The sequence below is a fragment of the Lyngbya aestuarii BL J genome, assembly GCF_000478195.2.
Lineage (GTDB): Bacteria > Cyanobacteriota > Cyanobacteriia > Cyanobacteriales > Microcoleaceae > Capilliphycus > Capilliphycus aestuarii.
On sequence record NZ_AUZM01000011.1, the window covers coordinates 56,080 to 77,535 of the forward strand.

Consider the following 21,456-nt stretch of genomic DNA (forward strand, 5'->3'; position numbering starts at 1 on the left):
CTATTTAAACACTGACAATCCTTTTAAAAGCCTTTGATGTTCCTCAACAATATTATCGGGAATGTGATCAAAAACTTGTATTTTTTCCCCTTCTTGGTTATACTCAGGTAGGGGAGAATTAGGAACACAGAGAAATGCTAACCCCACCGACCAACCAAAGCCTCGTTCCTGTTCTTCACTGGGATATTCGAGATAATCAATAAATTTTTGTTTTGTGACTTCAATACTGAGTTCTTCTCGGGCGATGCGTTGAATAGCCTCCTCAATATATTCTTTATAAAAAACGGTTCCCCCCGGAAGATGCCAAAGATTATTCCAAGACGCATCTTTTCTCAACGTCAGAACAATTCCATTTTCGGTTTGAACAACCACTTCGACAACCAGTCGCGGAACTTGCGAATAAATGGCTTTAAATTCTTCGTAAGAAAAGGGTTTTTGACGACTCATTTAGGGTTTGACCTCAAAACGTTGAATAAATAATCAAGTGTATTTTCAAGCGGACTCTATAAGTTAATTATAAGTGATTGCGCCCCGGTTGTCAACCCCTCAATAATAAGTCGCGCGGCATATTTCAGTTTGAACCCGACGAAAACGACATGGCAATATAGGCGAGGTAGATAGGTGTCACTGTCTAAATTTACCATAAAAAGAGTAGGAGGCTTTGGAGCCAGATACTTTTAAAATCCAGTGTTCTGAGGGGCTAGAACACAAAGTATTGTCTTTACCCTGTGTAATAAATGTGTATTGAGTATCACTGGTCATTCCGGGGATAAAAATTCCACTTCCTGTGATTCTACCGCTCAGACGTTCTTCTTTGTAGAGTCGATTGTCTGGTGTGGGTTTGTCATATAAATCGGTGCCGAAAGAAATGAAGGTTTGGGGTAATGAGAAAGACAAATTACCGACGGTTTTTCCCTGTTGATTAATAAACCGAAAATTCCAACTTCTTTTGTTTTTAGAGTGAGATAAAGTGTAGGATACTGAGGGAGAAGTAATTCCGATAATCGTCTCTTCTAATTCTGCCCCAGTTGTGTAAAGATTCGCTGTTTGATCAAATTTTAACCCATTCAATCGTTCTAATACGGAGGAATCAAGATTTTGTGTTATATTAAACCATTGTCCAGCATAGGCACAGCAAGCACAAGCATAGGCTTTTGCCGGATAAAGCAACAAAATCATTAGTGCAAATGAGAGCGTTAATATAGATTTGAATATCATTTTAAAATGACTAGCTTTCATGTTTAGATGACCTAATAACTGACTGTGTTTCATTTTACTCTAAAAATAGTAGAACTTTTAATTACTGACTACATAACTTGTAAATTTCATCAAGTTTGGCTTCAACTGCGGGGGGTTTGGAAGTAAAGCGAATATAAAACTTTTCATTTTCAGCAGGTTTTTCTGACACTTTAGCATAAATATCTTCGCGCATTTCAGGTAATTCTGATTTGAGGTTTAGTTTAATATTAGTTAACATTGTGGGTAAAGACTCACTTCCTTCTTCCGCGAGAATTAACGCCCCTTTATTTGACAGTTCTAAAATGACGCCCGGAAATAAATTTTCACCGACGTGTTTTCCTTCTAAAATCGTGTAGTTGAGTAAAATAGACTCTGACAAAGAATAAAATATTTCTTCTTCTTTGTGTAGAAAAAGATTATATTGATCCCGAATTCCCCCAACTTCATAAATCGTAATCGGACGTTTAACACCTTTGGGTTGAACTAACTTCTGATTTTCGATTTCAATCAAATCTTCACCCGCTTCTTTTAAGGTGGTTCCTGAGATAATAATTTGTCCGCCTGTGGTATAAGATTCAATCCGATAAGTGAGATTAACTTGACTTCCAACAACTCCATATTTTGAGCGTTTTTCTGAACCTAAATTCCCCACAACCACTTCCCCGGTATTAATCCCAATTCCCATTTCTAACGGATTCAAATCCCAAGCTTCAATTTGTTTATTCACTTCAACCATTGCCAATTGCATTGAAACTGCACAAGCAATCGCTCGTTTTGCATCATCTGGGCGGGGAGTGGGCGCACCAAATAAAACTAAAATACCATCTCCCATAAATTCATCAATTGTTCCCTTGTATTGAGTAATTACATCTGCCATTTTTGACAGATAAAAGTTGAGAACCTTGATCACTTCTTCAGGAGATAACCGTTCAGAAAGGGCAGTAAACCCTCTTAAATCAGAAGTTAAAATCGTAATTCGACGACGTTCTCCCCCTAACTGTAAACCTGTCGGACTTTCTAATAATGTAGAAACAATTTCATCACTGAGATAACGCCCAAATGTTTTGCGAATTTCCGCCGCACTGCGGGCGACATAAGCCGTAATTGCGATCGCCGAACCTGACATAGCTAAAAAAGGTGGAATGATAGGTATCCACCATCCTTGTAGAAAGCCGAGATAAGTCGTTAGAAATAAAACCCCTGTCGCCAAAACAAAAAAGCCAACTTCTCGCAATAAAAACCGCTTAACATCGCGGGCTGAACGCAATTTCCACGTTAAACTCGCCCCAATTGCTGACCAAATTAAAATCCACTGCCATTCAATTAGTTCTGACGCCGTTTTAATTAACGGACGATCATCTAAAGCCGCACTGATAATTTGACTCGTAATATTAGCATGAATTTCTACACCGGGAATGCGTTCATTGGCGAGTAAAGTATAGGGAGAAACGAATAAATCTTGAAAACTTTCACCAACTGATCCAATTAAAATAATCCGATCACGTCCCCAATCTGGCGGAACTTGACCTTCTAAAATATCACGATAAGGAACGGTTTCAAATGTGCTTATCGGCCCGCGATAGTTGAGAAAAACCTGATATCCTCCTGCATCCGCCCCCACATAACCCCCATCATTAGTTTGAAAGGGAGTAAAAAGAACATCACCAAATTTCCACCAATTATCTGTTCCTTCTACCACTTGAGGAGAAATCCCCTCAGCTTGCAGATACAACATTGCTAAATACAAGGGAAAACTATAATAAGTTTCCCCATCTTGATTTCTTTGTACTAATAACGCTCGTCGAATGGTATTATCTTCATCCAAAATCAGATCATTTGCACCCGTTTGTCCTTTAGCTTTCAATTGCGGTGGCGGCGAAACTCGTTGGCGTAATTGATCCCCAATCACCTTTTCTACACCGACTAAATTCGGAGTCGATTTAAAAATTTCAACTAATTCTTCGTGACCCGGTTCATAGGGTAAATCCCGATAAATATCTAACCCAATTGCCCTCGGTTGCATGGCGATTAATTTCCGCAGTAAGTCTGCATAAACGCCATCAGGAACGTATCCCTGACCGATATATTTCATATCCGCTTCATCTAAGCCAATAATGGCAATGCGTTCATCTGAGGGTTCAACTGGACGCAGACGCATATACTGGTCATACACCGACCATTCTAAGGATTCTAAAATCCCTGTCAAGCGTAGGAGAATGACAACCACCGCCACAGATGGAGTGGTAATCCAAACGCCCCGCCAGTCCCACAGAAGCCGTTTACAAGCCGCCCACATTCGCTAAAACCTCAATTATTGTTCGTCGGGTTTGGTGGGGGTTGGTTCTTCTTGTTCTTCTTCTAGTTCGACACAACAAGGAGTCAGAGGAACTGAAGCAATGACTGCATCGAGTCCAACAGATTTTAAGAGTTGTTCCCATTCGGTAGTATGTGATTGGCGCAACTGAGCTAATATCATTAGTGTATCTTGCCAAATTCGTTCCTGGGCGTAGAGTTTGGCTTGTTCGAGGGGTTCTGTGGCGGCTTCTATTTGAGTTTTCAAGTCTTCGCTGAGTTCAGTCCGTTTGATTTTCCCCTCAACGAATTCGACTTTACTTGGGTCATCAGCACTACATAAAACAACAAATTGCCACTTGTAGGTTTGACCGACTTCTAATGTAACGGTTTCAGGTAGGCTAACTTGCACAATTCCGGCTTCGTTCGGTAGATCAAATGTGTTGAGATAGACTTCTTTTCCGTCTTCATCAACCATAATAAATTGACCTTGTTTGGCATTATTTTCAGGAACAAATACAAACAAATCAGGATTGGCAGAAATGGTGATTTCGGCGTCTATTTCGTCGGGTATTAAAGCCGTGAGGGGTATGTCTCCTTTGGTACAAATTTTGTCCTCCTCATCGTTTCCCCGTGTACCTCCTCCGGCTGAACTTCGCGCCCCTTCCCCAGAAGGTGCGGGTGGAAATTCTAGGCTTATTTGCATCTGGGATTGTAAGTTGGGGGAAGATTCTAGGGGAACATGGGCTAAACTGACAACGGTTGGGGATAATAGTCCTGCGACAAGACCAAATAAGGGAAGTGTTTTCATCATCATCATCATCTCTCCTCTGTATCACCTTGTATTGATTTCAATGTGTTCAATCAATATTACGGATGGCTTTGTTTGTATGATTAATATTCACGGACGAAAGTTGCATCTCAGTGTTCAGAGATCGGTCAAGATTTCCCTGAAAAGCCTGATTAGTATTGATTATAAGACTTTGATTAGTCTTTTTTCATCTTTTCAGTAGGTGTCGTTTGTAACTCACCATTAGCGAACCCCTTCTCTAACCAGGGCTGTGCGCGTTCTAACCCTAAAACTTGATTTGTGGGGAGGTGGGGAGGTAGGGAGGTAGGGAGGTAGGGAGGATTTTTATTAATAAAAAGCTATTTTTCATCAGCACTTTTAAACTATTTTTTTGAGGTTTAATGGTTTAACTTGTGATTATTTTTTCCAAAGTTTGATCGTGCGATCTTTACTCCCACTCGCAATGGTTTTACCATCTGGACTAAAGATAACAGTATAAACTTCATTGGTATGTCCGCTTAAGGTGTTGAGTAATTCTCCGGTTTCTAAATTCCAGATTTTAATAGTCCGATCTTTACTCGCACTGGCAATAATTTGATTATCAGGACTGACCGCCACCGCTAAAATATCGCCTGTATGACCTGTTAATGTATTTAATAATTGTCCGGTATTCGTATCCCAAATTCTCACGGTATCATCATAACCCCCACTGACAACTTTTGTACCATCAGAAGTAAACATGACTGATCGCACTTCATCGGTATGTCCTTCTAAAGTATTTTGAACGATTCCCGTTTCTAAGTCCATAATTTTAATCGTGGTATCTTTTGAACCACTGACTAATTTTGTACCCTCTGTATTGAAAGCAACAGAGTAAACAATATCAGTATGATCGATAAAATTGAATAAAATATATCCGGTTTGTCTATCCCAAACGCGCACACTGCGATCGCCACTTCCACTGGCTATTGTGCGTTCATCTGGACTAAAAGCCACCGACCAAACCATTCCTTGATGTTCGAGAGGAAGAAACAATTCCCCCGTTTCTAAACTCCATTCTAAGATTCGCCAATAGAAACTTCCCGCCGCGATTTCTCCCCCATCTGGACTAAAATCAACCGAAGTAATTTGAGATAAATCGCCAGAAAAGTTTTGTAATAAAGCACCTGTTCTTGCATCCCAAACTTTCACCGTCTGATCCCGACTTCCACTAACTATTGTGCGACCATCCGGACTAAAAGCCACCGCACTGACTGATCCTAAATGTTGAGCAAAATCTCTAACTTTAACCTGTCTCCAGTTTAAGCCATCTTTGCACTGTTGCTGTATTTTTTGAATTTCTAGATTCTGAGTGGAACGATTTAAAATTTTAGTTGCTTCATTCACACAGAGTTCATAGTTTCCCTCTGCTAAAATATTCTCAAGCCGAGTAACTTTTTGCTGTTCTAAAACTCTTTTTTGAGTTTGAAGGAATTGATTTTGCTGTGACCTTTGATATTCAATCATCGCAAAAATCACGGCAATTATAGCGGCTATAATCGCACCAATTAATATCCATAAACCGGACAAACTTCTCCGAACTCGCTGCCTATTTCGACGACGATTTTTAGATCTTCTAACTTCTGAACTGGGAGAATTGGATCGTCTTGGAGATTGAGAACGAGAAAAGAAACTGAGAAGTTGTTCTCGCATCGAACGAGGAAGAATCTGCTGTTCAATAAAAGCAACATCTTCATCACTAATTCCTAAAATTTGTTGTAACCGTTGCAGTTCAGAGCGAGTTTCTGGAGTAAATGGATACTCTTGCTGCATCGATTCAATTAAAGCTTGTTCGTAGCGTTCACCTTTTTCTCTGTATTTTCGATAAGGGTTTAAAATCTCATCTTCTACACTTTCTGCTTCATCTTTTGTGAGTTCTAAACTGATCCGCAGTTCATCTAAAATCTTCCGTCCAACGATGGAAATATCACCCCGATGGTTAGAACGTTGTTTGATTTCTGCACGATAGATATTCAGTCTCGCCAGTAGAGTTTGAGACTCCTCATCTAAGCGTCTTAAAGCGGCTAAATTTTCTCCAGCAGACTGATAACGTTTGTGGTAGTCATAACAGACCATTTTATCGAGAACATCACCAATTTCTGAGCTGACCACTGCTAGATGTCTCCAGGATAATTCATTATTAGGAGATTGGTTATTTTCCCGGAGTTTACGCAGTTCAAAAATCGGAATTCCTGTTAATGCTTGAATGCCAATCATCCCCAAAGCATAAATATCACTGTTTAAATGGGGATTTCCATCAAACTGTTCAACCGGCATATATTCAATTGTCCCAATCCGAGCGGTAGGGGGGTTATGATTTTGATGAATATGAATTTCTTTAACCGCCCCAAAATCAATTAAAACTATTTTTCCATCCGAGTCGCGGCGAATTAAATTCGTAGGTTTCAGATCACGATGAATTACCCCATGTCCGTGAACAAAGAGTAAAATTTCTAAAACTTCAATCAGAATTTTAATAACGGCATCTTCTGGTAAAGGATGACCGGGTACAATTTCATGGGCGAGAGATTGACCAGAAACATAAGACTCAACCAGATAAAATTCTTGACTTTCCTCAAAATAAGCTAGGAGTTGAGGAATGCGATCATGTTGGGAAAGCTTCTCTAAAGTTTGGGCTTCTTGTTGAAAGCGACGCCGAGCGATTTTTACAAAATCAGGATCTTCAGCAACTAGATGTAAATGCTTGACAAAGCACAGCGACTCACCCGGACGACGAGTATCTTTGGCGAGATAGGTTTTTCCTAACTCCGTTGACTCGATAACTTTGAGAATCTGATAACGCCCGTCTAGAAGCTGGCCAATCATAGCAAGTCCTTGACCCTGTACTGATTGATTATACCGTGAGGGAGAAAACTCACCCGGTCAACATGAAAATTGAGTCCAAAATTCAGCAGCAGTAAAAAACAACAACAAAACAGGTAAAGACGTGCCATGATACATCTGTACACAGCACGTCTATTTGTAGGTTGCTAGTCGTAGCTAGAAAACTCGATTTCTCCGGTTTGAAAGCCGAAATGTGATAATTCCGTTGAGAACCCGAGTCAAGGTGTCTGTTCAGTTTTAGACTTTGACCGCCGATTCATGTTCTATCGAACTTTCTTCTGGAGATGTCCGGTTGGTAATCAGTCGCGCTCCCCCTTGACGGGTGAAGTAACTCCATCCCCACTGAATCATCACCAATATTTGGTTATCAAATTCAATTAGGAATAAGATGTGGACAAACACCCACATTACCCATGCGGTAAACCCGGAGAATTTACCGAATTTTAAGTTAGCAACAGCTTGATTTCGCCCAATCATGGCTAAGGTGCCACTATCAGCGTAGTAGAAAGGTGGCAGTGTGCGAGCTTGTAGACGTTGCTGAACAAGTTTAGCAACATAAACGCCTTCCTGTTGGGCGACAGGGGCCAATCCCGGTAAAGATTCTGAGCCTTGATGGGAGAAGTTGGCCACATCGCCAATTACAAAAATATTCGGATGGTCAGCAACGGTGAGGTTGGGTTCAACCATGACTCGTCCTGAACGATCTAAGGCAACAGAGGTACGGTTTCCTAAGACTTCCGCCATCGGAGAAGCTTTCACGCCTGCTGCCCAAAGAATGGTCGTTGCACCAATATATTCGATGTGATCATCAAGCTTGGATTTCACCGTTACGCCGTTGGGATCGATATCCATCGCTCGGGCGTTGGTTCGCACGGTTACGCCTAAACCTTCTAGTTCTTCTTTGGCTTTGGCGGAGAGATCTTCGGGGAAAGTGGGGAGGATGCGATCAGCGCCTTGCAACAGCAGCACAGTGGCTTCCGAGGGATCAATATTATGGAAGCAATCTTTTAAGCCTTGATGCGCCATTTCTGCTAACGCTCCGGCCAGTTCTACTCCAGTCGGGCCTGCACCGATAACGATAAAGGTTAACAACGCTTTGCGCTTTTCGAGATCGGGTTCTTTTTCGGCTTTTTCAAACGCGGAGAAAATTCTCCTGCGAATTTCTAAAGCTTCTTCAATCGTTTTCAGTCCAGGGGCAACCGGTGCCCAATTGTCATTTCCAAAGTAGTGGTGTGTCACTCCCGTGGCGACAACTAAGGTATCGTAGCTGAGTTCACCGTCTTTGAGATACAGCTTATTGTCTGCTGGATCGAGATCGACGACTTCTCCCATTAATACTTGAGTATTTTTGTTTTGACCGATGACACCCCGAATGGGAGAGGCGATATCACCAGGGGATAGGTTTCCGGTCGCCACTTGATAAAGCAAGGGTTGGAATAGGTGATAGTTTCGTTTGTCAATTAAGGTGACTTTGACTGACGAAGCCCGTCCTAGTTCACGAGCGGCGTGTAGTCCGCCAAAGCCTCCGCCGATAATGACAACATGATGAGGAGACTGGGTCGTAATGCTGTCTAAAGACATGAAATTCCTCTCCTATGAGTTGACAGGGTAAATCGTTTGGGAAAAGGGTTGGGTTAGAAACTCTAACAGTCGGTTTTGCCTACGTTTACGTTTATTTTATAATTGAATTTACTTCTTTCAAGTAGTGTAGGATACTTATTCTTTTTCGTAATTTTAAATACAGATTGAATCAATAAAATATGGTTATCTGATAGGATAAAATCTCCCAAATGCTAGAAACATTGAAGTGCTTTTGATTCATAGATTTAACGCCTATTTTTTATTTTTATAGAGAATTTTTAGCCGCCTCAGTTTGATCAAAAAAACCCAATTTTTTGAGCGAGAATACCTAAAATATTTTTTTAAGTGTAGAGCAAAATAACTATTTTTTTGAGGATGTATCCATTTAGAAGTCTGTTTCCGTAGGAACTCGGTAGAATTGACCCCCCATTTATGCAGGGCCGTGCGCGTTCTAACCCTAAAACTTGATTTGTGGGGAGGTGGGGAGGTAGTGAGTCCACCCCCGTGCGCGGGAACAAGCGCGTTGAGGGGAGTGGCTATCCCGTGCGCGGGAGGTAGGGAGATGGGGCAGGGCTGTTTCGTTCCAGGGACAACTCGGAAAAAGCTACAGGTCTACAGACAACACTCTCGGTAAAGTCTCCCTTTCACTGTTGATCTATCTTGGAGACGCACCGTAGCACGTCTCTGCTTTGATTAAGCGTTAATTTTTTCACCGCGAATAGAACAATCTAACAATTCCATCGGATGCTTTAACGCGATAGATTCCCCTTTTAATTTTAAGTGTTTGAGAATTTGCAGAGAACAACCGGGATTGGCAGAAGCAATTAATGTCGCCCCGGTATTCAGTAAGTTCTCGGCTTTTTGCTGTCCGAGTTCATCTGCGACTTCTGGTTGCAACAGATTATAAACGCCTGCACTCCCACAACACAACGCCGCATCAATGGGTTCCCGCAATTTTACCCCCGGAATTTGTTGTAGAAGCTGACGGGGTTGCTGGCTAATTTTTTGTCCGTGTAAGAGGTGACAAGCATCTTGATAAACAAGGGTTAATTCTCCCTCGGTTAACGGAGATAATGGCGCAGTTAAACCCACTTCTGCTAAAAATTCCTGCACATCTTTAACTTTGGCTGAAAATGCTTGGGCTTTTTCGGCATATTCGGGGTCATCTTGCAACATATGACCATATTCTTTTAAGGTATGACCACAACCTGCGGCATTAATAATAATAGCATCAACGCCTGTTTCTTCAAAACTATCGATCATCTGTTTTGCCAGCGTGTGGGCTTGGTTTGTTTGTCCTTGGTGTTCGGGTAACGCCGCACAACATCCCTGGCTTTGAGGAATAATCACCTCACAACCATTAGCGGTTAAAACTCGCACGGTGGCTTCATTAACGCTCTTGAAAAATAACCGTTGTACACAACCTAAAATCATCCCAACTCGATAACGTTTTTCACCTTTTGCGGGAATAACAGTCGGTAAATTATCCTGAAAAGATGCAACTGTAATTTCCGGTAAAATTGATTCCATCGCCCCTAAACGTGGGAAAATTTTGGGGAGTAAACCTGTTGAACGGACTAATGTTTGAACGCCGAGTTTTTGATAAACAAACAGTGGAACTAAAAACAAACGCAAACGGTTGGGATAAGGGAATAAATTAAAAATCAGCAACCGTAATAAGCGATCTCCTAAATTTCGAGGAACATTTCGCTCAACTTGGGGGCGTGTGGCTGATATGAGTTTATCATATTGAACCCCAGACGGACAAGTAGAAACACAAGCTAAACAACCTAAACAAGTATCAAAATGTTGGGCGCTTGTTTTGGCTAAAGGCGCTTCGGAATTATTGATCGCATCCATCAGATAAATTCGCCCTCGGGGAGAGTCCATTTCTTTCCCAATGACACGATAACTCGGACAAGTTGCTAAACAAAAACCACAGTGAACACAGGTATTAATTAAATTGGGATCAGGTGGATTTTGGGAATCAAAACCGGGATATTCTTCGGTTGAGTTGAGATGGGGATTTTGGCGGAGAAAGTTGCTGTCTTTAGCCGGAATTTTGGCTGTCGTTTTTTCTAAAGGGTGTTCAGAAGTTTGCATGGTGAATTAAAAGATTTTTGGAACTTATTTTAACAACAGGTTAAATCAATTTAAGCACAACCTAAGAGCGTTTAAATCTCCCCAACAAAGCGATGAGGACTGAATATATTTTCGGGATCAAACTGCTGTTTAATTCGACGCATTAAATCAAGTGCATTTCCGTTGTATCCCCAAACCTCTACCTGTTGTTTGACTTCAGAGGGTGCGTCTAAAATCGATAGAAAACCGCCTTTAGTATTACACCAGTTTCGCAGTTCTAATATCTTTTTGGGGACAATTTCGGGTGCAACTGTTTCCCACCGTAACACACCTAAACCCACTCCTGCATGAATTAACCCGGAAGTTTGACATTGACTCAAGGTTGCAACGGCTTCGGTGGGGGTGACTCCAATTTTACAAATGATTTGAGGGTCTTCGTTTGATTGCCAAATCAGTTGTTTTAATTGTTGCCATAAGTGATGATCATCTTGAATATAGCGTTCGCCGATTAAGCCCAATTTTTCACCGATTTCTAACAACCGAGTTGCTTGTTGCTCGACACTTTCCGGTAAACTTTGAAAGCGAACAATTAACCCCATTTCGCTTCCTTTATTCAGTTTTTCTAAGAGTTTAGGCGAGAGTAAATCCACGGCAATCGGCGTTAAAGCAGAGGATAATAACGTTTGAGTTGCGATCGCAATTGCCTCACTTTTTCCCGTTAAAAGTACAGTTTGAGAAGTCGGAGAAACCGGATAAACTCGCAACGTGACTTGAGAAATCATTCCCAATGTTCCGTAAGATCCAGTTAATAGCTTCATCAAATCATATCCGGCGACATTTTTAACAACACGACCCCCTGCTTTAGTCATTTTACCATCAGAACGAACAAAAGAAATCCCCAAAATTTGATCGCGGACTCCTCGATAACGTTGTCGGAGTGAACCCGTATCCGCAGTGGCAATAATTCCGCCAATTGTTGCGGTTTCGGGATAAGCCGGATCAAGGGCGAGAAATTGCCCAGTTGCTGCTAAAATTTGTTGGAGTTGATGAACAGACATCCCCGCTTCAACTGTCACAGTTAAGTCACCCACTGCGTGTTCAATCAGTTGATTTAAACGTTGGGTACTGACGATTAAATTAACATTTTTGACTAATCCTCCCCAATGTAACTTACTACCCTTTCCACAAGGGAGAATACCGAGTTTATGCTGTTTCGCGTAAGCAATAACATCGGCAAGTTCGGTTTGAGTGTTCGGATAAATGATAGAATTAACTGTTGTTTCGGGTGCAATACTGCGAAAAATCCGGTTTTGTTCAACCGGATCAATTTCACTACAGTGATCAATTCCAGATTCACCGACAATTGCTTCTAATTGGCGATAATGTTCGTGACTCAAGGGTGAGGTTGGGTTTTGATTAGGTGTTGAAATTAGGTTCATTTAGAAATGTAATCCATCACTTTTATTGAAAATTGAGATATCTCTATTTTAGAACGACTGTGATCCCATGGAAACAAAATTTACTCGATTCCCGTTTGACTTTTTCAGTTTCTCAGCAAAAAATCATTTTATTTTGACTCATTTTATTTAAACTATTCAGTAGACATCATGTTGAGGAGATCTCAATGAACTCAGTTGATATTCTGGCATTACTCCATCCAGCCCTTGCTGTTGGCGTTGTTTTCCCGATTATCGGAATGGCGGTGAGTCGGGCTTGGCAAACTCGTCAACGACGCATTCAAACGCAAGAAAATAAGCAAAAAAGTAAAATTCCACCGACGGTTGGACGAGAACATTTAGAAGTCGGGCGCTGGTTAACGGGGAGTGTGGTTGGCATTACGTTAATTGCAGTTGCCTATTCGATTTATTTTAAGGGTGTTTTTAAAGATTTAACCCCCGAAAAAACCCCACAAGCAATTTTTATTATACTCATTTTTGTAGCGACTATTGCTTCTTTAGTGTTCCTCTACAAAGCCAAACCTAATCAACCTGTATGGCGAGGTATCTTTGCGACATTAACTTCAATGGGATTAATACTTTTAGGGTGTCAAGAAGGAGTATTTAGACGGGGCTATGAATGGTATATTTCTCACTACTATTATGGGATAATAGCCGCTTTATTAATGGTAATTTCTTTGGCTGTTATCCCAGAAATTTATAAAAACAAAAAATGGCGCATTGCCCATACCGCTTTAAATTGTATCGCTTTACTGTTATTTTTTGCTCAAGGGATTACCGGGGCGCGAGATTTATTGGAAATCCCCTTAAGTTGGCAACAGAAATATCTCTATCAATGTGACTGGAATGAGCAAACTTGTCCGTTTGAAAGTTCTCGTCGTTTAGAACTATTTCCGACTGAATTTGTTAACTTGAGTCCAGAAGAAAGAGATATTCATCCACAATAGTTTATTGGGGCGCTGTCGTTTGCGCCCTGAACTTTCAATTCTGAACTTTTTAGTAATTATGGTTTCTGAGAATCGAGATCAGTTTTGTGAGAATCAACGTTACTGCTACCATTATTCTGCTGTTGAGAGAGTCGCATCAGCAAGTCTTTTAACTCAGAAGACAACTCTAGAGGAAGACTTCCGCGAACGTGTAAATCTCGTTGAGGAAAGGGAATTTCAATATTTCGGAGTCGAAATATCGCTTCAATTTGATAATATAAGTTACTACAAATAATCACATTACGACTCGGCTGAGAAATCCAAACTCGCAGTTCAAAATCGAGAGAACTATCCCCAAAACCTTTAAATAAAACTTGAGGAGAAGGCATTGCTAAAACATCAGGATTCACTTTGGCGACATCTAATAAAGACTGTTTAACAACCTCAATATTAGACCCATAGGCGACTCCCACCGGAAGACGCACACCAGAAACCGGATGATCATGATTCCAGTTAATCAATTCGATTTCTAAAAAACGGGAATTGGGAACAATAATAGAAATCATATCTAAGGTTTTAATCACGGTACTTCGAGCGCCAACTCGTTCAACAATTCCTTTATATTCTCCAATTTCAATATAGTCTCCTACTTGAATTGGGCGCTCAAATAACAGTACAATTCCACTGCCAAAATTCTTGGCAATATCTTGAAAACCAAATCCAATCCCCACACCTAAAGCACTGGCGAGAATCGTCAATGAACTTAGATCCAATCCCCATATTTGTAATAAGACAATGCTTCCAATGCAAATTAAACTATATCGAATAATAACGGCAATAACTTCTTGAGCGCCTCGATTAATTCCAGTGACGTTTAAAATTCGCGATCGTAATAAATCACTAACAACTTTTGCAGAAACAATCAAGATCCACAATAAAGCAATTAAAAATAAAACATCAGGAATAGAATAGGCTTGATTGGCAAAGCTGATTATGTCTGAGGTTAAGGTAGAAATCAAAGTCCCTGTCACCTCAAAACTCAGTCGCCGAGTGAATGGAAATTGATTGGCAATGTATAAAATTGTCGCCATCCAAATACCGACTCTAACGCTAGCCAGAGTCAGAGACACAAACAGATCTATACTGCGATGATATTTAGATTGTTCTTGGTCTTCAGTTTGCTGTACAGGAATAACTTTTTTAAAGAAATGCCGTAGAGATTTATTCCAAAATTTACCTAAAATAAAGTTACATAAAATAGCAAAACTCAAAATGAGTATAGAGCGAATAAAAGCATCTCTTAAAAACTTTAGACTGCGTTCTTTCTGGGCTTGAATTAAAGAAATTTGAAGCTTTTTTCGCCAAACTTCTGCTTGTTCTTGCTGATTATTTCCCGCTTGAGAATCTCGTTCTGTTATCGTCAGTAAGTAGCGATCATTCAGCCAAACGGTAGGCAAATCATTATTTTGTCTGATTTCTAGCTCAATAGGTTCTTGTGAAGAAACTGCTTCCTGTAGTTTAGAATTAATAATATCGGCTCGATCTTGAGCGGTGAATTCTCCAGAACTGCTCACCTTAAATAATCGTATCCCATCGAGAGTGATGGGCGCTGTGTTTTGCTTAAATCCTTCAGCCGTGTTGTCCTGAGCAGAAACCGAGTTGAACAATAGAAAGCTACTTAAAATTAAAATAATTCCCAGGGATAATCCTCTTTTAAAAGGACGTAAATGAATCGGTAGGCTATTTTTTTTAGCTGTGATTATTTTTGGAATTTTCTTAATAATTTTGATCATAATTATGCTGATTTTATGGAGTTATTAAAAACGATTCTTAGATTTTTTTAAAGAGAACTTAATTTAGAGCAGTTTACTCTCAATAGAAACTAGATAACATCCATCAATTCGCCAACTTCCATCAGAATATTTTTCCATCATATAAACAGCTCTAAAAGGGGTTCCATTCGGGGAAAGTAAAAGCACCGTTTGAGTCGGAATACCTTGAATAAGAGTGACATATTCAAATACCGCAGAACGAGGACGATAAACAGCAGGATACTCGGTTTTAACCATCTGCATAAACTGCTCTGCTGTACCAAATTGGGTCTGAATTTCTAAACTGGCAAATGCAAAAGCACTGACAGCATCATCTCTTTGAAAAGCTTGGATTTGACGTTCAATCACAGAACGGATCTCACGGCGATCGCGATCAGTAATTTCCATGACTTACGTGTTAATTTATACAGAAATGAACAAATCAGCAAAACAGGGAATGACCTCGCGTACAAAGGATTTCCCTTTGATCAAATTATAAAGAGAACCCTGCTCATATTACCCGATCACCTGAAGCAAAAACCAATTATCTTATTAGGGGAAATTATCATCAGATTGCCAACCCATGACTCAAACTGTTTGGATAGCCAGACACGGAAATCGGATAGATTTTGTGAACCCCGAATGGTTCAACACCGCAGAACGTCCCTATGACCCCCATTTGTCCGATGATGGTTTTGTTCAAGCCCAGCAATTGGCCAACCGCTTAGTCGGAGAAGGGATTACTCATATTTTCTCCTCTCCGTTCTTGCGAACCGTACAAACCGCTCATGTGATCGCAGAAACGCTTGACTTATCCTTAAAACTCAATTGGGGTTTGGGTGAATGGTTAAATTCCGAGTGGATGTCTGCCTATCCAGAAACTCTAGCCCCCCAAATCTTAGCGCAAAAATTTCCAAAAATAGACCTCTCCTCTGCCGTTGGTGAGGCTCGTTATCCTGAAACCTGGCAAGATTGTCTTCATCGTACCGCCAAAACCGCTCAAAGTCTTGTTGCTGCTTATCCCAATCAGGATTTGTTGTTTGTGGGTCATGGTGCTTCGGTTTTGGGTACAGCACTCGGTCTAGTCCCCACTTTAGCAGAAACAGACATTCATGCTTCTCTTTGTTGTTTGGTAAAATTAGTTCGTCACGAAAACGAATGGATCGTTGAACTTGATGGCGATGTTTCCCATCTTGATGCAACCGAAAAAGTAGTTCGATTTAACTAAAAGATCAACAGATTTAATCAGTTTAGCGATCGCTTGGACAATCAGACTCTCAATTCTATTGATCTAAGCGATCCCATCTAAACTCTGTTTGACTCAATTAATTTCACCCGATTTAAGGTAAAAATAGCGATCGCACTCAATCCCCTAAATCTTCACCAATCACTTGTACAGTCAATGGTTTAATTTCTCAGAGGTGAGATAGTATTAAAATCACAAGTGTAAACAATTGTATCGTGAACTCCTAATTTTTATTCTGAGGCTATCAAACATGAGTGATCAAACATCTCCTCAAACTCAAAATACAGAAGTTGTCGTGATTGGAAGTGGAATAGGGGGTTTAAGCTGCGCGGCAATACTTGCCCGTTATGGCTTTGCGGTGACGGTTTGTGAAAGTCATACTATACCCGGCGGGGCGGCCCATGGCTTTGAACGGTCGGGCTATATTTTTGACTCCGGGCCATCGCTGTACTCGGGAATGTCTTATAGTCCCTCGACGAACCCGTTAAAACAAGTTCTCGATGCCATCGGTGAGGAGATCTCCTGGAAAACTTACAATGTTTGGGGTTGTCGTTTACCCGAAGGTGATTTTGATACCTCCGTTGGGGCGGATCAGTTTTGTGATGTGTTGATGCGGTTGCGCGGATCTCAAGCCGTTCAAGAATGGCGAGAACTCCAACGAGTAATGGCACCTCTCAAAGATGCTGCGGTTGCTTTACCAATGGCGGCGATGCGGTATGATTTGGGTGCAATTTTTACTTTAGGTCGATTTGCCCTGCCTTTATTGCAAAGTGTTCCCCACGCTTCTAAACTCACGGGAGCATTTGGCCCGATTATGGATGAAGTGATTAAAGATCCCTTTACTCGCAATTGGTTAGATATGTTATGTTTTCTGTTGTCTGGACTGCCTGCCAGTGGCACCAGTGCGGCAGAAGTGGCGTTTATGTTTGCGGAATGGTACAGACCTGACGTGGTGTTAGATTATCCTGTAGGCGGCAGTGCGGCGTTGGTTGAGGCAATGGTACGCGGACTGAAAAAATATGGGGGCGATCTCAAACTGGGCGCTCATGTCGAACAGGTTTTAGTCGAAAATAATCGAGCGGTGGGTGTACGTCTACGGGGCGGCGAGGAAATTCGGGCTTCTAAAGCGGTGGTTTCTGCGGCTTCGGTTTGGGATACGCTGAAGTTAATTCCGTTGGGGGCGTTACCGCAAAGCTTTATCAAAGAGCGATCGCAGACTCCTGACTGTGAGAGTTTTATGCACCTCCATTTGGGGATTGACGCGACGGGTTTACCGGAGGATCTCGCTTGTCATTATATTACGGTGAATGACTGGGATCAGGGAATTACCTCGCCTCTGAATTTGATTGTGATGTCAATTCCAACGGTTTTAGATCCGTCTCTGGCACCGCCCGGAAAACACGTAATTCATGTTTATACGCCGGGGAATGAGCCTTATGATCTTTGGTCCGGGTTGGATCGTCGCAGTCCTGAATATGCCCAACTTAAGGAAGAACGTGCTGAACCCATGTGGCAAGCGTTAGAACGGGTTATTCCCGATGTGCGATCGCGATGTGAAGTAACGTTGGTGGGTACGCCGCTCACCCATGAACGTTTTTTACGCCGTCACAGAGGCTCTTACGGGCCTGCAATTCCGGCTGGACAGGGGACGTTTCCCGGCCCTCAAACTCCCTTAGCGGGGCTGTTATGCTGCGGAGATTCAACGTTTCCGGGGATTGGCTTACCTGCGGTGGCAGCCAGTGGTATGATTACAGCGAATACATTGGCATCGGTTCAAAAACACTCACAAATGTTGGATGATATTGGCTGTGGAGTTTGATCAAAAATGGTGATGTATTGCTTGCCATCAAAGGTATCGTAATTGTTGAAGATGACGGTGGTAAGTTGAATGACGAAAACCTAGACAAGAGCTAATTTTGTAGCAGTTCTTCAACAGTGAGATAAAATTCTGGAAACGTTGGGGAAATAATGGCTTCGCTTCCTTGATAGCGATTCATTTGATAGGTTTTGTTCTCATCGAGTACACAGACAAAAACGGTGGGGAGTTTCGGGTTTCCTAAATAGCTGCGACTCGCAACCGCTAAATAATCGACCATCCAATATTCAGAAATTCCCAAACGTTGATACTCCTCCAGTTTATCCACATAGTCATCTTCCCAATTCGTTGAAACAATTTCTACTACTAATTGGGGCGGTTCAAGCAGTGCAGAATAAGCAGTAGATTGGGCTTCCCAAAGCGTTTTATCAACAACAGTAATATCAGGATGACGACCTTGTTCTTGTCCTTGTTTGGTTTCAGTTCTAATTACAATTCTCCCAGAAACTCGGTAGTTTAATTGAAGTCGTTCCACTTCTTTGTCAAACTGTCGTAGAATAAAATTTGCCATATCTTCATGTCGTCGAGTCGGAAGTTTCCTCATGATTTCACCATTAACAAGTTCGTAGTATCCTTCTTCATCTGGAAGTTGACTAAGAAATTCCTCGAATGTAAGTTGAGAGGTGAGAGGTGTTGTGATCATTGGTATTTTGGGGTTAGGTTAAAATGCGATCGTATTTTAATGTTTGGGTTTTGGTGGTCTAGCTATAGTCAATATCAAATATCCAAAGGATTTGGTAAGACTGGGCGTTTCTCATACTCATTCCCATTATGTGGATGTTCAATTTCCATATAGCGCACACTAGCGCGTGGTTTCCCAGGAAAACTAAGCATTTTGAGGAGCATTTTTATACGCTGTATATCCTCCAATTTGTTATCTGGATTTTCACCAATACCCTTGAGGACATAACACTTAAATGATTCCATACAACAGTATTTAGCCTCCTCTTCAGTATTATTGCGATCGCCAGTCTCCCAATAATTACCATTAACATTAAATAAATTTTTATATCGTTCTTCTGTGCGATCACTTAACCACAATTTATGAGTAATCTTTACTGCTCCCATCCCCAAAGGCTTACCCATACCCAAAGAAAAGCGATATTCTTCCTGACCACCGACATTGATGTAAAACCGATTTTGCTTATCTTGAGCTAAATCTAATACCCATAGCAATGCTCCCAACTCTTCATCAGTTAAATTTTCAAAATAAACTTTGAAGTGAAAATATATTCCTATTTTAATTGGCTTAATTTCCGTGTATTGCTTAGGCTTATCATCAATTTCTTCCTGTTCAGTTTCTTCAATCTGACTGCGACTAATATTACTTTGATGCCAATACAGTTTATGTCCTCGAATTACTGTATCTCCCTCGCTATTTTCAGTCGGTGGCTGACTGCCATAGTGCTTTAGATTTTCTTGTTTTGCATCTCGATCTGTTTGTACTAGGTAATGCGGAAATGTAGTTGGCTTAGGGGTAGCTAAAATTTTTGGAATAATATTATGCTTATCCTCGGAATCATTAACCTCCCAAATGTCTGACCCAGATATTTTACTGTCAAGCATAGCATCACTAACAAAAACTCTACTAGAATATGCTTGATATTTCTTGAATTTTTTATTTTTTTCTTTGACCCAACCAAAAATAGCCTCAGCCATATCTGTAATTGGTTCGAGTTGTTCCTGTACTTCCGGATCGCGAAGTTGCGGTGGAATAAAGTCTCTGACTGAAGCAGATTGATTATCCTTAGTAAAAGAGTAAGGAATACGAAAGTAGGGACTATGACCAAATAAAGTAACTTCCTCTTGTTTTTTAGGTTGGCAATAGAAAACAGGTCGGTGATTAGCAAGTGCTAAAATTCCTTGGTGTTCATCAAATTCATCTTTCTGGAAATCAGTTAGAGCATTACAGTAGTCTTCTATGGCTCTTTTAGCCACTTGTAGAGGCTCTCCTGATTTATCTTTTTCTCCAACTATACAATGGTACGTTCGAGGAGAATGAGCGTCTGCTTTACCAGTTTCTATCATATTCCCACTGGTGACTAAGACACCTCGCTCTAAGGTTTCTACATCATTTTTTTCTACTTGATGTGCTACATAGAGATAATTTTCTTCAGATACATCACCGAAATAAACCTCAATACATTGAGGACGATAGTTGTAGTTATCATCTTTCGATGTTAAACCAACTTCTTCTATATTTATATCAGACTCTCTAACCCAGACAAACGGCTGTCCTTGAATAGACTTAGCGGGATAAATACGCCAACTACCATCTCTTTGTTGTTCCAGATACCCAGCTTTGACATTACTGCAACCATTCCCACGTTTTCTTTCATATAGGTTTCCGAGAAGGTCATCTTTTGGTGCCGCAACAGCACGGAAAAATAAACGCTGATGACCCGAAACTTTATCTATTTTACTGTAAGTTACAATCTCTACTAAAGTACGCAGCATTCCCCGCAAGCTACTACCAGGAATTATAGGTCGTTGAGTAGCCGGGTTTTTAAAGAAGTCAGTGCGCCTATTACGCTCCTCGTCTTGTAGTTTTCGTAGTTCTTCAACAGTAGGAGAGGTTTCACCAAATGTTTCAAAGTCAGTTGGCGTTAACCCGCAACGAATATAAAGCGGAGATTCAGTCGTTAGTGTGCAGTTAAGATATCCCGTATGTCGTTGTGAATCGTAATAATTTTTCTGAGGTATATCTTGTGCTGAAACAACTTGATTGGGTTCAGGTAATTCTACAAAGTTATAGGGAGCGTGCGCTCGACGATTCTTGATAGGGTTTATATGTTTAGGACTCATTTATTGTTCCTCCCAATATTTTTTAGATAAAAGTACATCAGTTTGAACATCAAATTGCCAAGTATCAGGAAACTCAGTTTGTTTATACTCAAATCGAACACTCTCTAGCGCATTAGCATAGACTTTAGCTAATATTTCTGCTAGGTAAGATTTGAGACTGGGAGAGTCTTCTAATAAATACCGAATTTGACGGCGTTGTTCAATAATCGTTAATTCCCAGCCATTAAAATTTTCAGAACTATTGACATACATTCGCTTGAGAATATGAGCAAAGAGTACCATCAATCTATTTCTTAATTCTCGGCGATCGCTTCTTCCCAAACTCTCTATCTCCTCAATTAAATTATCAAAATCTAGATGATCAATATCTCGTTTTTTTAATTTAGCCACAGTATCTTCACACCAGGCTACAAAATCTTGCTCGTAAAGCGTATCGTTTTTTGGTATTATTTCAGCCATGATTTTCCT

The 21,456-nt window shown here is 40.9% G+C and carries 16 protein-coding genes; 3 read left to right on the top strand and 13 right to left on the bottom strand.

Annotated elements, in window-relative coordinates:
- The 8 genes from M595_RS07010 to M595_RS07045 form a co-directional block, all read right to left on the bottom strand.
- Positions 1 to 447, bottom strand: a complete 447-nt coding sequence (locus tag M595_RS07010) for an NUDIX hydrolase (RefSeq protein WP_023065441.1) — start codon at positions 445 to 447, stop codon at positions 1 to 3.
- A gap of 177 nt (positions 448 to 624) precedes the next feature.
- On the bottom strand, positions 625 to 1,179 hold the full coding sequence (locus M595_RS07015) for a hypothetical protein (protein ID WP_023065385.1): 555 nt from the start codon (positions 1,177 to 1,179) through the stop codon (positions 625 to 627).
- A 121-nt stretch (positions 1,180 to 1,300) separates the two neighbouring features.
- The gene (locus M595_RS07020; protein ID WP_023065412.1) at positions 1,301 to 3,535 is read right to left on the bottom strand and encodes a CHASE2 domain-containing protein; all 2,235 of its coding nucleotides are present in this window, start codon (positions 3,533 to 3,535) and stop codon (positions 1,301 to 1,303) included.
- Between the two features lie 15 nt (positions 3,536 to 3,550).
- The gene (locus tag M595_RS07025; RefSeq protein WP_023065453.1) at positions 3,551 to 4,348 is read right to left on the bottom strand and encodes a DUF928 domain-containing protein; all 798 of its coding nucleotides are present in this window, start codon (positions 4,346 to 4,348) and stop codon (positions 3,551 to 3,553) included.
- 390 nt (positions 4,349 to 4,738) lie between these two features.
- The gene (locus M595_RS07030) at positions 4,739 to 7,186 is read right to left on the bottom strand and encodes a protein kinase domain-containing protein (RefSeq protein ID WP_023065478.1); all 2,448 of its coding nucleotides are present in this window, start codon (positions 7,184 to 7,186) and stop codon (positions 4,739 to 4,741) included.
- 255 nt (positions 7,187 to 7,441) lie between these two features.
- The gene (locus M595_RS07035; protein WP_023065383.1) at positions 7,442 to 8,785 is read right to left on the bottom strand and encodes an NAD(P)/FAD-dependent oxidoreductase; all 1,344 of its coding nucleotides are present in this window, start codon (positions 8,783 to 8,785) and stop codon (positions 7,442 to 7,444) included.
- 693 nt (positions 8,786 to 9,478) lie between these two features.
- Positions 9,479 to 10,888, bottom strand: coding sequence for a (Fe-S)-binding protein (locus tag M595_RS07040; RefSeq protein WP_023065473.1), 1,410 nt, complete (start codon positions 10,886 to 10,888; stop codon positions 9,479 to 9,481).
- 71 nt (positions 10,889 to 10,959) lie between these two features.
- Positions 10,960 to 12,306, bottom strand: coding sequence for an FAD-binding oxidoreductase (locus M595_RS07045; RefSeq protein WP_023065432.1), 1,347 nt, complete (start codon positions 12,304 to 12,306; stop codon positions 10,960 to 10,962).
- A 185-nt stretch (positions 12,307 to 12,491) separates the two neighbouring features.
- Between M595_RS07045 and M595_RS07050 the strand changes: the two genes are divergently transcribed.
- A complete protein-coding gene (locus tag M595_RS07050) occupies positions 12,492 to 13,271 on the top strand; it encodes a DUF4079 domain-containing protein (RefSeq protein ID WP_023065443.1) in 780 nt (259 codons plus the stop codon).
- 56 nt (positions 13,272 to 13,327) lie between these two features.
- On the opposite strand, the gene M595_RS07055 is transcribed toward M595_RS07050, so the two are convergent.
- Both M595_RS07055 and M595_RS07060 read right to left on the bottom strand, forming a co-directional pair.
- A complete protein-coding gene (locus M595_RS07055; protein WP_023065414.1) occupies positions 13,328 to 15,043 on the bottom strand; it encodes a mechanosensitive ion channel family protein in 1,716 nt (571 codons plus the stop codon).
- A 63-nt stretch (positions 15,044 to 15,106) separates the two neighbouring features.
- Entirely contained in the window at positions 15,107 to 15,469 is a 363-nt protein-coding gene (locus M595_RS07060; protein ID WP_023065386.1) for a DUF4864 domain-containing protein, read from the bottom strand.
- Positions 15,470 to 15,644: 175 nt separating this feature from the next.
- On the opposite strand from M595_RS07060, the gene M595_RS07065 reads away from it, so the two are divergent.
- Positions 15,645 to 16,289 (top strand): histidine phosphatase family protein, encoded by a 645-nt coding sequence (locus M595_RS07065; RefSeq protein WP_023065404.1) that lies wholly within the window; start codon positions 15,645 to 15,647, stop codon positions 16,287 to 16,289.
- 268 nt (positions 16,290 to 16,557) lie between these two features.
- Positions 16,558 to 18,126: a phytoene desaturase family protein gene (locus M595_RS07070; RefSeq protein ID WP_023065417.1), complete on the top strand. Its 1,569-nt coding sequence runs from the start codon at positions 16,558 to 16,560 to the stop codon at positions 18,124 to 18,126.
- A 91-nt stretch (positions 18,127 to 18,217) separates the two neighbouring features.
- Here the strand turns inward: M595_RS07070 and M595_RS07075 are convergent, their stop codons facing one another.
- The 3 genes from M595_RS07075 to M595_RS07085 all read right to left on the bottom strand — a co-directional run bounded on the left by M595_RS07075 (position 18,218) and on the right by M595_RS07085 (position 21,447).
- Positions 18,218 to 18,826, bottom strand: coding sequence for a Uma2 family endonuclease (locus M595_RS07075; protein WP_023065449.1), 609 nt, complete (start codon positions 18,824 to 18,826; stop codon positions 18,218 to 18,220).
- A 74-nt stretch (positions 18,827 to 18,900) separates the two neighbouring features.
- Positions 18,901 to 20,988: a TIGR03986 family type III CRISPR-associated RAMP protein gene (locus tag M595_RS07080; RefSeq protein ID WP_023065377.1), complete on the bottom strand. Its 2,088-nt coding sequence runs from the start codon at positions 20,986 to 20,988 to the stop codon at positions 18,901 to 18,903.
- Positions 20,989 to 21,447, bottom strand: coding sequence for a DUF29 domain-containing protein (locus M595_RS07085; protein ID WP_023065400.1), 459 nt, complete (start codon positions 21,445 to 21,447; stop codon positions 20,989 to 20,991).
- Between the last annotated feature and the right edge of the window lie 9 nt (positions 21,448 to 21,456).

Excerpts from the sequence above, each read along its gene's own strand:
- M595_RS07015 (WP_023065385.1), bottom strand. The coding sequence starts at position 1,179 with ATGATTTTGTTGCTTTATCCGGCAAAAGCCTATGCTTGTGCTTGCTGT.
- M595_RS07040 (WP_023065473.1), bottom strand. The coding sequence starts at position 10,888 with ATGCAAACTTCTGAACACCCTTTAGAAAAAACGACAGCCAAAATTCCG.
- M595_RS07075 (WP_023065449.1), bottom strand. The coding sequence starts at position 18,826 with ATGATCACAACACCTCTCACCTCTCAACTTACATTCGAGGAATTTCTT.
- M595_RS07010 (WP_023065441.1), bottom strand. The coding sequence starts at position 447 with ATGAGTCGTCAAAAACCCTTTTCTTACGAAGAATTTAAAGCCATTTAT.
- M595_RS07030 (WP_023065478.1), bottom strand. The coding sequence starts at position 7,186 with ATGATTGGCCAGCTTCTAGACGGGCGTTATCAGATTCTCAAAGTTATC.
- M595_RS07050 (WP_023065443.1), top strand. The coding sequence starts at position 12,492 with ATGAACTCAGTTGATATTCTGGCATTACTCCATCCAGCCCTTGCTGTT.
- M595_RS07055 (WP_023065414.1), bottom strand. The coding sequence starts at position 15,043 with ATGATCAAAATTATTAAGAAAATTCCAAAAATAATCACAGCTAAAAAA.
- M595_RS07045 (WP_023065432.1), bottom strand. The coding sequence starts at position 12,306 with ATGAACCTAATTTCAACACCTAATCAAAACCCAACCTCACCCTTGAGT.
- M595_RS07035 (WP_023065383.1), bottom strand. The coding sequence starts at position 8,785 with ATGTCTTTAGACAGCATTACGACCCAGTCTCCTCATCATGTTGTCATT.
- M595_RS07060 (WP_023065386.1), bottom strand. The coding sequence starts at position 15,469 with ATGGAAATTACTGATCGCGATCGCCGTGAGATCCGTTCTGTGATTGAA.
- M595_RS07080 (WP_023065377.1), bottom strand. The coding sequence starts at position 20,988 with ATGAGTCCTAAACATATAAACCCTATCAAGAATCGTCGAGCGCACGCT.
- M595_RS07065 (WP_023065404.1), top strand. The coding sequence starts at position 15,645 with ATGACTCAAACTGTTTGGATAGCCAGACACGGAAATCGGATAGATTTT.
- M595_RS07085 (WP_023065400.1), bottom strand. The coding sequence starts at position 21,447 with ATGGCTGAAATAATACCAAAAAACGATACGCTTTACGAGCAAGATTTT.
- M595_RS07070 (WP_023065417.1), top strand. The coding sequence starts at position 16,558 with ATGAGTGATCAAACATCTCCTCAAACTCAAAATACAGAAGTTGTCGTG.
- M595_RS07020 (WP_023065412.1), bottom strand. The coding sequence starts at position 3,535 with ATGTGGGCGGCTTGTAAACGGCTTCTGTGGGACTGGCGGGGCGTTTGG.
- M595_RS07025 (WP_023065453.1), bottom strand. The coding sequence starts at position 4,348 with ATGATGATGAAAACACTTCCCTTATTTGGTCTTGTCGCAGGACTATTA.